This is a genomic window from Mesorhizobium norvegicum, assembly GCF_004919685.1.
Classification (GTDB): domain Bacteria; phylum Pseudomonadota; class Alphaproteobacteria; order Rhizobiales; family Rhizobiaceae; genus Mesorhizobium; species Mesorhizobium norvegicum.
In genome coordinates this window covers 43,425-52,493 of the sequence record NZ_SMYZ01000002.1, presented here as the reverse complement: position 1 = coordinate 52,493, position 9,069 = coordinate 43,425, and the positions used below count along the sequence as shown (strand labels likewise).

Below are 9,069 nucleotides of genomic sequence, written 5' to 3'. Positions count from 1 at the left end.
GGCGCTGCTGTCCGGTGCGCTGGCCGGGCTGGCCGGCGTCGGCGAGGTCGGCGGCGTGCATTTCCAGGTGATGAGCGACATCTCGCCGGGCTACGGCTATTCCGGCATCGTCGTTGCCATGCTGGCGCGGCTCAACCCGCTTGGCGTCGTGCCGGCGGCGATCTTCCTTGCCGCCGTGATGACCGGGGCCGAGGCGATGTCGCGGGCGACCGGCGTGCCGGCCTTCCTCAGCGATGTGATCCAGGGCACCGCATTGCTTGCCATGCTGGTGGCGCTGCTGTTCACCGCCTATCGCATCCGCCGCGTCGGGGCTGCCCGATGAGCGCGGTGTTCGAACAAATCTTTCAGGTCGGCTTCCTCGCCGCGATCATCCGCATCGCCACGCCTTTGGCCTTCGCCACGCTCGGCGAAATGTTCTCGGAACGCGCCGGCGTGCTCAATCTCGGCATCGAAGGCATCATGCTTTTGTCGGCGATGACCGGCTTCACCGCCGCCAGCCTCAGCGGCAGCCTTTGGCTCGGCGTGCTGGCGGCAGTGTTGACCGGCATGCTGATGGGCGCGCTGCATGCGCTGTTCACGGTGGTGCTCGGCCTCAGCCAGCATGTCTGCGGCATCGGCGTGACGCTGTTCTCGTCGGGCCTCGCCTATTTCCTCTACCGGCTGATCTTCGGCCAGCAGTCGGTGCCGCCCAACATCAAGGGTTTTCAGACACTGCCGATCCCGGTCCTTTCCGACATTCCGGTGCTCGGGCCGGCGGTGTTCAACCAGTTTGCGCTGGTCTACATGGCGATCCTGGCCATTCCGCTGGCTGCTTTCATACTCTACCGCACGCCATGGGGCCTGTCGGTGCGCATGGTCGGCGAAAACCCGCGCGCCGCCGATTCGGCCGGTGTCAGCGTCATTGCCACGCGCTTCCAGGCGGTTGTCCTCGGCGGCGCGCTGATGGGGCTGGCCGGCGCCTTCCTGTCGATGGCGCAGTTCAACGCCTTCACCTTCGGCGTCGTGTCGGGGCGCGGCTGGGTGGCGATCGCGCTGGTCGTCTTCGGCCGCTGGGATCCGTGGCGCTCGGCTGGTGCGGCGCTGCTGTTTGCCTTCGTCGATGCCTTGCAGTTGCGCATGCAGGCCAGCGGCCTCGGGCACATCCCCTACGAGGCGTTCCTGATGCTGCCTTTCATTTTCACCATCGTCGCCATGGCGGTGATGTCGCGCAATGCTGTGGCGCCTTCCGCGCTGCTGAAGCCGTTCCGACGCGAGGAGCGGTAGACGAGTAGGACTTGGTGTCCTTTCCTCTCCCTCCAGAGGGGGGAGAGGTGGCGCTGCGAAGCAGCGACGGAGTGGGGGAACCACCTGGCAACGGTCGCCAACGATATTGAAAGGGGACCAAGGCGCAAGAATCTTCCTGCACCGCGCCAAGGGTCGACCCCCCACTCCGTCGAGCTGCGCTCGACACCTCTCCCCCGATCGACGGGGTAGAGGAAGGGCGCCAAGCTGTCCCCGGGACTGGGAACCTGGACCTTGGAAAGGCTCACATCGCGGTAAAGCCGTTGTCGACGAACAGATGCGTGCCGTTGACGAAGCTCGACTCGTCGCTGGCCAGGTAAAGTGCTGCCCTTGCCACCTCTTCCGGCTCGCCGATGCGGCCCTGCTGCGCGGCCAGCGCTGCGTCTGACACATCGACGCCGAGCCTGCCGAGATCGGCAACCTCGCGCAGGCCGTGCGGCGTGCGGATGAAGCCGGGGCAGACCGCGTTGCAGCGGATGTTGCGGTCGCGGAATTCGACCGCGATGGCGCGCGCGAACATGTGGCAGGCGCCCTTGGTGGTGTCGTAGAGCACCTCCATCGGCGTCGCCGCCACCGCCGAGATCGACGAGGTGCAGACGATCGAGCCGCCGCCGGCCGCAATCATGCCGGGCAGCACGGCGCGCGTCATCAGGAACATCGAGCGGACGTTGACGGCGTGCAACCAGTCCCATTCCTGGACCGTGGTCTCCAGGAAGGGTTTGATCACAATGGTGCCGGCGTGGTTGAACAGCACGGTGACGGGCCCGAGCTTTTCCATCGCCCCTTTCACCGCGGCTTCGACCTGGGCTTCGTCGGAAACGTCGGCGACATAATGCTCGGCGACATGGCCGCGCGCGCGTATCGCCGCCGCGGTGGCTGAGGCCGCCTCGCCGTTGCGGTCGATGATCGCCACCTTGGCGCCTTCCGCGGCGAACAGCTCCGAGGCGGCCCCACCCATTCCCGTCGCACCGCCCGAAATGATGGCGACCTTGCCGGCCAGTCTTGTGCCTATTTTTCTGCCCCCTGTTTGACGATTTCGCTTTGCTGATTGGGCGATGCTACCGCGCCCGCGCCGGGCGGCCAATCCACGAATTGGGTGCAGCGGGGACAAGGCCATAGGTCCGTTCAGACGCAGAGGCGAGACAGACGTGCCATGTCGATCGATTGCTCAGACAGGCTCTGTCAGCAAGCAGTTACCAATTTGTAGCTGTCCAGGAGAAAATTATTCTGCCTATCGCCCAAAAATAGCAATCGACAAAGTCTACAAGTTTTATAGATTAACAGGCGAGACGGAGGCCGATATGTCCTATATCCAGAACGCCCAGACGGATCGCAACGGCCAGAGGCTGGCCAATGCCCAGGCCTTTCGCCCGGCCTATGCCGGTGCCTTCGCCTATCTCGTCTTTGCCCTTGCGTTTGTGTTCACCGGGGCCGTTGTTCTGGGTCTTATTCCCTGAGTCGTCAGATCGACCGGGGTTAGCAGCCTACCGTTTCCAGGCAATCGGAGTTGAATGAACCGAATCCTCGGTGCGCTTTCGCGCGCCCGACACAATGGAGGAGATGGCAATGCCGATCGAGTTCACGCATGTTCCCGGCAAGACCGCCGACGCCGCAGTTCCCTTTTTCTACGACTTTGCCGAGACCGCGACCAAGCTCGGGCTGATCGAGGATGGCGGCTTCCGCAAGATCGTCGTCGACGATTCGGCCGGGCTGCTGACCAACATGGATCTTGCCACCCAGGTGCTGGACCGCACCTCGTCGCTGGAAGTCGTCCTTACCCACTGGGCGGGCGTGATCGAGCCGACAGTGGCGGCGCGGCAGCTGGCTGCCATCGATGCCAAGAGCGGCGGGCGGCTGGCGCTGAGGATGCTCAGCGAGCCGCTGAGCGACGACGATGCCGAAACACGGCCGGTCGGGCACACCGTCATCTGGCAGCGCATCGACGAATATCTCGTGTTGCTCAAGCGGCTGTGGTCGAACGACCGGCCCTTCGACCATGAAGGTGCGTTCTACAGCATCAAAGGCGGCTACGTGCCGCGCAAGGGTCCGCACGGCGCCGACCTGATCATCCGTATGGGCGGGCAATCCGGAACGGCGCTCAAGGTGGCCGGCCGACATGCCGATGTCTTCGAACTGGCGCCGGGTTCGATCGACGAGGTTCGGCAGTTGATGGAGCGGGTGCGCGGTGCCGCTGCCGAGCACGGCCGCGCCGGCAAGCTGCGCTTTGCGCTTCCGGTCAGGATTCACCAGGGCGCTTCCGCCGCCGGCCACAAGGCGGTCGACCTTTCCGGACCACCGGCACAGGCCGCCCTGTCGCTGCTTGCCTATGCCGCTCTCGGGATCGATGAATTCATGATCGTCGGCGTCGACACGCCACGCGAGATCGCCACGACAGGCCGGGAAACGATCGCCCTGTTGCGCAACTCCCTGGCGCGTCGCGAGACAGACGCATTCCAGCCTGGGGCGTATGCGCCTCGCGCGGGACTGGAGACACGTGCAGCGGGGTGATCTGCGGAACGAAATTCATTCCGTAGCGATCCTTCCCACCCCCTCTGTCCTGCCGGACATCTNNTGCTGTCCCGCCGGCATCGATCCCAACGCTCTAACTTACCTTGCCGGACAGTTGCGACAGGCCTTCGATGACGGCGGCTGAATCCGTCAGCGCGCCGAAGACGCCGTCTTCGACCGTCACCATGTGAAGCGCTGCCTCATGCGCTTGTCTGTCGCCGCTGGCGCAGGCGTCCGAGATCGTCAGGCATTGGAAATTGCGGTCGCAGGCTTCCCGCAGCGTGGTGTGGACGCAGACATCCGTGGTGCATCCGGAAAACAGCAGATGCGTGATGCCTTGCGCGCGCAGGACAAGCTCGAAATCCGTATAGGTGAAGGCGCTGTTGCAGGTCTTGTCGACGATGATGTCGTGCGGCGCGACGTCGATCTCCGGAACGATCTGGAATCCTGGGCCCGAGCGCAGCAGGATTTCGGTGCCTTCCAGACCGGAGCGCTTGCGGCGCCATTTTTCGTAAGGCGTCATGTCGGCCATGTCAGCCCGATAGCCCTGCCTAGTGTGGATGACCCTGACACCGGCCTTGCGGGCGGCTGATATCAGCCGGCTCACGGTCGGCAGGATCGCCCTGAGCGGCGAGGGGTCGTATCCCTGCCTGGCGAAATAGCCCGTCGTCGACAGGAAATCCTGCTGCAGGTCGATGACGATCAGCGCGGTGTTTTCGGCCACCAGCCTGCCGTCATAGGGGAAGTCGAAGGGTGTTGCCTTGATCATCCGGGGTTTCTCCTCACCGATTGTGAGGTCCATCCTGACCGGCGAAGTTGCATCCGTCCACCCGGGCAGCAATCCTAACCCGGAAGCAGGACGCTGGGCGTCGTGCAGCCGTCGACAAAGTGCTGCCGGTGAAGACCGTTCGCCTGCAAACCCTATTCGACGACACTTGCCCCCGACGCGATGCGGTCGCCCCCGTTGTTTCGGGTTCGATCTGTTTGCGCGCGACGATTTGTTGATCGTTGCAGTCATCTTAAATGTTGACTAGTAAGGTCATGTTTCATAGTCAACCGGGCATCGCTTGCCGAAAGCCGGAATCTGGAAATGCGGGCGGCCGCACTGGAGAAAAGCCATGACCGTGGCTGGAATTGATGCCCAGACTGCCTTCCACATCGACGCGGTGCGCTTCGCCGTCGGCGAGCGGACGCTGCTCGGTCCGGTCTCGCTCGAACTGCAGCGCTCGCGCGTCTACGGGCTGATCGGCCACAATGGTTCGGGCAAGTCGACGCTGATCAAGCTGATGGCGCGCCAGCAGCCGGCAAGCTCGGGCGCCATCACCTTCGCCAGGCGCCCGCTGCTGCAATGGGGCGCCCGCGAACTTGCCCGCGCGCTTGCCTATCTGCCGCAGACGACGCCGGCGGCAACCGGTCTCACCGTGCGCGAACTGGCGACGCTTGGGCGCTATCCCTGGCATGGCGCGCTTGGCCGTTTCCGCGCGGAGGACAGGCAGCATGTCGACGAGGCGCTGGCCTTGACCGACATGGACGGTTTTGCCGACCGGCTGGTGGACGAATTGTCCGGTGGCGAACGCCAGCGCGCCTGGCTGGCCATGCTGGTGGCGCAGAATGCCGGCGTCATGCTGCTCGACGAGCCGATCTCGGCGCTCGACATCGCCCATCAGGTCGAGGTGCTCGGGCTGGTCAAGGACCTCAGCCGCAAACGCGACCTCTGCGTCGTCGTCGTGCTGCACGATCCCAACATGGCGGCGCGCTACTGCGACGAGCTGATCGCGCTCAAGGACGGCAAGCTGCTGACGCGCGGCACGCCCGGCGAAATCATGCGCAGCGATGTGCTGAAGGGCATTTTCGGCGTCGAGATGGGCGTGTTCGCGCACCCCGTCACCGGCCAGCCTGTCGGCTATGTGCAGTGACGAGATCTGATGCGGTGGCGGGCAGAAGAAAGCGGCCGGCCGCTGTGAGAACAAGGAAGAAGCTGTTGTCGAGAACTAGTTTGTTGGCGGCGTTGGTCGCATCCGTCATCCTGTCGGTCGGTAGCGCGACCGCCCAGGAGCAACCGGCTGGTGCCGCCCCCGTGATCGAGGCGCCCACCACGCCGGCGCCCGCCGCATCGGCAGTCACCCCGCCGGCCACGATGGCGCCTGCGCAGCCAGCTAGCCAGCCGAACACGACCGTGCCAGCCGAGGCCGGACCTTCGACGGCGATGGAGCTGACCTTGCCGCATGATCTGTCGCCATGGGGCATGTTCATGGCGGCCGATATCATCGTCAAGGCGGTGATGATCGGGCTGGCCTTTGCCTCGCTCGTCACCTGGACGATATGGCTGGCCAAATCGCTGGAGATTTTTGGCGGCAAGCTGCGCATCCAGCGCGCCGTGCGGGCGATCGGCGATGCCGCCACGTTGAAGCAGGCCAGCCGTGCGCTCGACCGCAGCGGCGGCCCCGGCGCGCTGCTGGTGCGGGCGGTCGAGGAGGAGACCGCACTCTCAGTCGGCGCGCTCGATTATGTCTCCGGCGACGGCCTCAAGGAACGGGTCACGTCGCGCCTGTCGCGCATCGAGGCGGCGGCGTCGCGGCGCATGTCGCGCGGCACCGGCGTGCTGGCCACGATCGGCTCGACCGCGCCCTTCGTCGGCCTGTTCGGCACCGTCTGGGGCATCATGAATGCGTTCATCGGCATCTCGCAGGCGCAGACCACCACTCTCGCCGTGGTCGCGCCGGGCATCGCCGAAGCGCTGCTGGCCACCGCGATGGGCCTTGTCGCGGCGATACCGGCCGTCGTCATCTACAACGTCTTTGCCCGCTCGATAGCCGGCTACCGGCAGATCCTCGCCGATGCCTCGGCGGGCGTCGAACGGCTGGTCAGCCGCGACCTCGACTTCCGCACCGTCGCGCCGCCAACGGCGCTGGCGGCGGAGTAGCGCCATGGCAAGCAGAATCCGACAGACCATGGACGACGATCTCGAGGAAAGCCACGAGATCAACGTCACCCCCTTCATCGATGTCATCCTGGTGCTGCTGATCATCTTCATGGTCGCGGCGCCGCTGGCAACGGTGGATGTCAATGTCGACCTGCCGGGCTCGACCGCAACGCCCGCGCCGCGGCCCGAAACGCCGCTGTTCCTGACGCTGAAGGACGATCTGACGCTGGCGATCGGCAATGATAGCGTGTCGCGCCCGGCTTTCGCCGCAACGCTGGACAGCAGGACAAAAGGCGACAAGCAGACGCGCATCTTCCTGCGCGCCGACAAGGCGGTCGCCTATGGCGACCTGATGGAGGCGATGAACCTGCTGCGCGGCGCCGGCTACCTGAAGATCGCGCTGGTCGGCCTGGAGGCGGCGCCGGCAGCCAATGGTGCAGCGGCGCCATGATGCAAGCGGCCGCCTTGCCCTCGGTCCAGTTGTCGCGCTTCGGCTGGCGCGACCTTGGCTTGTGGGCCGGTGCGGCCGCGCTGGTCCTTGGCGCCCATGTTGCGGTCGCCTATGCCGTGCAGAACTTCACCATGGTCACCGAAGCAGATGGCGGCCCGCCGCCGGCCCAGGTGATCGAGATGGCGCCGATGGTGGTGATGCCGGCGGTGGAGGAGCAGGTTGCCGCGCTGGACGCGGTTACGCCAGATCAGAGCGAGCCGACACCGACGACCGAGCCGACGCCTGAAGAGCCGGTTGAGAAGGCGGAGCCGGTTACCGAACAGCCGGAAGCCGTTCCCCCCGACGAGGCCGAACCCACCCGGGCCGAAATGGCTGAACAGGTCGACCAGCCGCCGCCGGATGAGGTCGTCCCGGATATTGTCGAGGCTGTCACGCCCGAGGTCGTCATTCCCTTGCCGCAGCCGAAACCGGTCGAGGCGGTCAAGGACAAGAAACCGGTCGAGGCCAAGGCGAAAAAGCCTGTCGACAAGCCCAAGCCGCGGCCGAAGAAAGAGAAGGCGGCGCCGCCGAAGACGGTGGCCGCCGCCAGCGCCGATGCGAGACCGGCGGCCAGGACAGCCGCGCCGAAGTCGGCACAATCCGCGTCGAGATCCGGCAACTCCAGCAAATGGGACTCCCGTTTGGGCGCCTGGATCAAGCGGCACACGCGCTATCCCAGTTCGGCCAAGGCCCGAGGCGTGGAAGGCAGGCCGTATGTCGCCTTCACGGTCGACTCGTCCGGCCGGGTCCTGTCTGCCAGGCTCTCTCGTTCCTCCGGAGATGCGGATTTGGACCGTGCGGCACTCGCCGTGCTGCAAGGCGCCACAGTGCCGGCACCGCCGCCGGAACTCGGCTCGCGCCTGAGCCGAACAGCACCGTTCGTGTTCAGCCTGCGCAATTAGAGACTAGAGCAGACCCGGATCCATTAATAGGTCAGCGACAGGCACAGGGCCTCGACCTCTTCGAGATAGAAGCGGCATTTCGTGCGCAGTATTTTGAGGCCTGGGTCATCGGCGCCGTTGATCTCGATGGTCTGCATCATGAAGTCGAAATGGGCGTGGAAGGCATCCACCGCGCCCCAGAGACTGTCGGCCTGGGAGCTATCGGCAATTGCCATCGAGACGAGTTGGCGGGCCTCGACCCGCGCGGCATCAGGCGATGGCGGTCGCCTGGCGATCAAGGCGTCAAGCCGGCTGAAAATGCTTTCCCTGGCGTCGACGCTTCTGATGCTGGCAATCATGTTCATGTGCAGATCCCCCTTGGCAATTCCAGGCGCGCAACGGTTTCCCGTCTGGAATTGCTTGAAAACAAATGGTTAGAGCGGGTTCAGTGTCCTGAACCGCTTTGGGTCCGAGCGAACGGATGCCGGTTCTGCGGGCAGGATGCGATCAAAGCCGGGATGGCGGCCGCATCGGAGGGCCGGCCTCTGATGATGTTGGCGACCTCAGCGTCAGCCTGTTCGAACCAGTAAACCATGTCGGCGCGGTTCAGATCCGTGGCGGCCTTTTTCAGCAGCGGCAGCAGGTTTTGCAACGCGCATAGCGTCTCCCAGCGGTTTGGCCGGGAGGTCGAGCCTGCCACCGCGCATGCGGCTGACGATTGCATGTCGCTACGCTCTCCGTGGCTGGGCGACACGATTGTCTTTTGCCTGCGCCTTGGGGTGCAGCGGATTGCCGCTGAGCTGCGCATGCCTGGCCGGCCGTGCGCCGCGAAGCACGTCGAAAGCTTCTGCATAGGCCATGCCCAGCAGATAGGAGATCATGGGAAAACGGCTTGCTTCGGCCATCTGCACGAGCTCATTGGTCATCGACGAAATATATTGAAGACTATCGATTTCCGACTGGCGTAAAGATTGATTTGGCACGTG

The 9,069-nt window shown here is 64.9% G+C and carries 13 protein-coding genes; 8 read left to right on the top strand and 5 right to left on the bottom strand.

Going from position 1 to position 9,069, the window contains the following annotated elements:
- Both FCU66_RS01140 and FCU66_RS01135 read left to right on the top strand, forming a co-directional pair.
- Positions 1-322 (top strand): ABC transporter permease subunit (locus tag FCU66_RS01140; protein WP_136625390.1); only part of this gene is annotated, 322 nt, incomplete at its 5' end.
- A complete protein-coding gene (locus FCU66_RS01135; protein WP_109664143.1) occupies positions 319-1,263 on the top strand; it encodes an ABC transporter permease in 945 nt (314 codons plus the stop codon). The genes FCU66_RS01140 and FCU66_RS01135, both read left to right, overlap by 4 nt.
- 262 nt (positions 1,264-1,525) lie before the next feature.
- Here FCU66_RS01135 and FCU66_RS01125 read toward each other — a convergent pair whose 3' ends face one another.
- Positions 1,526-2,293, bottom strand: a complete 768-nt coding sequence (locus FCU66_RS01125; protein ID WP_136619858.1) for an SDR family NAD(P)-dependent oxidoreductase — start codon at positions 2,291-2,293, stop codon at positions 1,526-1,528.
- Between the two features lie 289 nt (positions 2,294-2,582).
- On the opposite strand from FCU66_RS01125, the gene FCU66_RS01120 reads away from it, so the two are divergent.
- Together FCU66_RS01120 and FCU66_RS01115 are read left to right on the top strand one after the other, a co-directional pair.
- Positions 2,583-2,738, top strand: coding sequence for a hypothetical protein (locus tag FCU66_RS01120; protein ID WP_136619836.1), 156 nt, complete (start codon positions 2,583-2,585; stop codon positions 2,736-2,738).
- 109 nt (positions 2,739-2,847) lie between these two features.
- Positions 2,848-3,789 carry an LLM class flavin-dependent oxidoreductase gene (locus tag FCU66_RS01115; RefSeq protein ID WP_136619837.1) on the top strand — a complete coding sequence of 314 codons (942 nt, stop codon included), beginning with the start codon at positions 2,848-2,850 and terminating at the stop codon, positions 3,787-3,789.
- A gap of 94 nt (positions 3,790-3,883) precedes the next feature.
- On the opposite strand, the gene FCU66_RS01110 is transcribed toward FCU66_RS01115, so the two are convergent.
- Positions 3,884-4,558, bottom strand: a complete 675-nt coding sequence (locus FCU66_RS01110) for a cysteine hydrolase family protein (protein WP_136625389.1) — start codon at positions 4,556-4,558, stop codon at positions 3,884-3,886.
- A gap of 349 nt (positions 4,559-4,907) precedes the next feature.
- Here FCU66_RS01110 and FCU66_RS01105 point away from each other — a divergent pair, with 349 nt between their 5' ends.
- The 4 genes from FCU66_RS01105 (at position 4,908) to FCU66_RS01090 (ending at position 8,104) form a co-directional block, all read left to right on the top strand.
- A complete protein-coding gene (locus tag FCU66_RS01105) occupies positions 4,908-5,705 on the top strand; it encodes an ATP-binding cassette domain-containing protein (protein ID WP_109664172.1) in 798 nt (265 codons plus the stop codon).
- A gap of 65 nt (positions 5,706-5,770) precedes the next feature.
- The gene (exbB, locus tag FCU66_RS01100; RefSeq protein WP_136619838.1) at positions 5,771-6,712 is read left to right on the top strand and encodes a tonB-system energizer ExbB; all 942 of its coding nucleotides are present in this window, start codon (positions 5,771-5,773) and stop codon (positions 6,710-6,712) included.
- 4 nt (positions 6,713-6,716) lie between these two features.
- On the top strand, positions 6,717-7,163 hold the full coding sequence (exbD, locus tag FCU66_RS01095; protein ID WP_136619839.1) for a TonB system transport protein ExbD: 447 nt from the start codon (positions 6,717-6,719) through the stop codon (positions 7,161-7,163).
- Entirely contained in the window at positions 7,160-8,104 is a 945-nt protein-coding gene (locus FCU66_RS01090) for an energy transducer TonB family protein (RefSeq protein WP_136619840.1), read from the top strand. The genes exbD and FCU66_RS01090 overlap by 4 nt, the downstream gene beginning before the upstream one ends.
- Before the next feature lie 23 nt (positions 8,105-8,127).
- Here the strand turns inward: FCU66_RS01090 and FCU66_RS01085 are convergent, their stop codons facing one another.
- From FCU66_RS01085 to FCU66_RS01075, 3 genes are all read right to left on the bottom strand, one after another.
- Complete coding sequence (locus FCU66_RS01085) at positions 8,128-8,448, bottom strand: hypothetical protein (protein WP_136619841.1); 321 nt, start codon at positions 8,446-8,448, stop codon at positions 8,128-8,130.
- Between the two features lie 80 nt (positions 8,449-8,528).
- Positions 8,529-8,735 (bottom strand): hypothetical protein, encoded by a 207-nt coding sequence (locus FCU66_RS01080; RefSeq protein ID WP_168992244.1) that lies wholly within the window; start codon positions 8,733-8,735, stop codon positions 8,529-8,531.
- 76 nt (positions 8,736-8,811) lie between these two features.
- On the bottom strand, positions 8,812-9,066 hold the full coding sequence (locus FCU66_RS01075; RefSeq protein WP_136619843.1) for a hypothetical protein: 255 nt from the start codon (positions 9,064-9,066) through the stop codon (positions 8,812-8,814).
- Between the last annotated feature and the right edge of the window lie 3 nt (positions 9,067-9,069).

Bases quoted from the DNA above. Each gene is read 5' to 3' on its own strand.
- FCU66_RS01135 (WP_109664143.1), top strand. From the start codon at position 319: ATGAGCGCGGTGTTCGAACAAATCTTTCAGGTCGGCTTCCTCGCCGCG.
- FCU66_RS01120 (WP_136619836.1), top strand. From the start codon at position 2,583: ATGTCCTATATCCAGAACGCCCAGACGGATCGCAACGGCCAGAGGCTG.
- FCU66_RS01115 (WP_136619837.1), top strand. From the start codon at position 2,848: ATGCCGATCGAGTTCACGCATGTTCCCGGCAAGACCGCCGACGCCGCA.
- FCU66_RS01110 (WP_136625389.1), bottom strand. From the start codon at position 4,558: ATGATCAAGGCAACACCCTTCGACTTCCCCTATGACGGCAGGCTGGTG.
- FCU66_RS01105 (WP_109664172.1), top strand. From the start codon at position 4,908: ATGACCGTGGCTGGAATTGATGCCCAGACTGCCTTCCACATCGACGCG.
- exbD (WP_136619839.1), top strand. From the start codon at position 6,717: ATGGCAAGCAGAATCCGACAGACCATGGACGACGATCTCGAGGAAAGC.
- FCU66_RS01090 (WP_136619840.1), top strand. From the start codon at position 7,160: ATGATGCAAGCGGCCGCCTTGCCCTCGGTCCAGTTGTCGCGCTTCGGC.
- FCU66_RS01085 (WP_136619841.1), bottom strand. From the start codon at position 8,448: ATGAACATGATTGCCAGCATCAGAAGCGTCGACGCCAGGGAAAGCATT.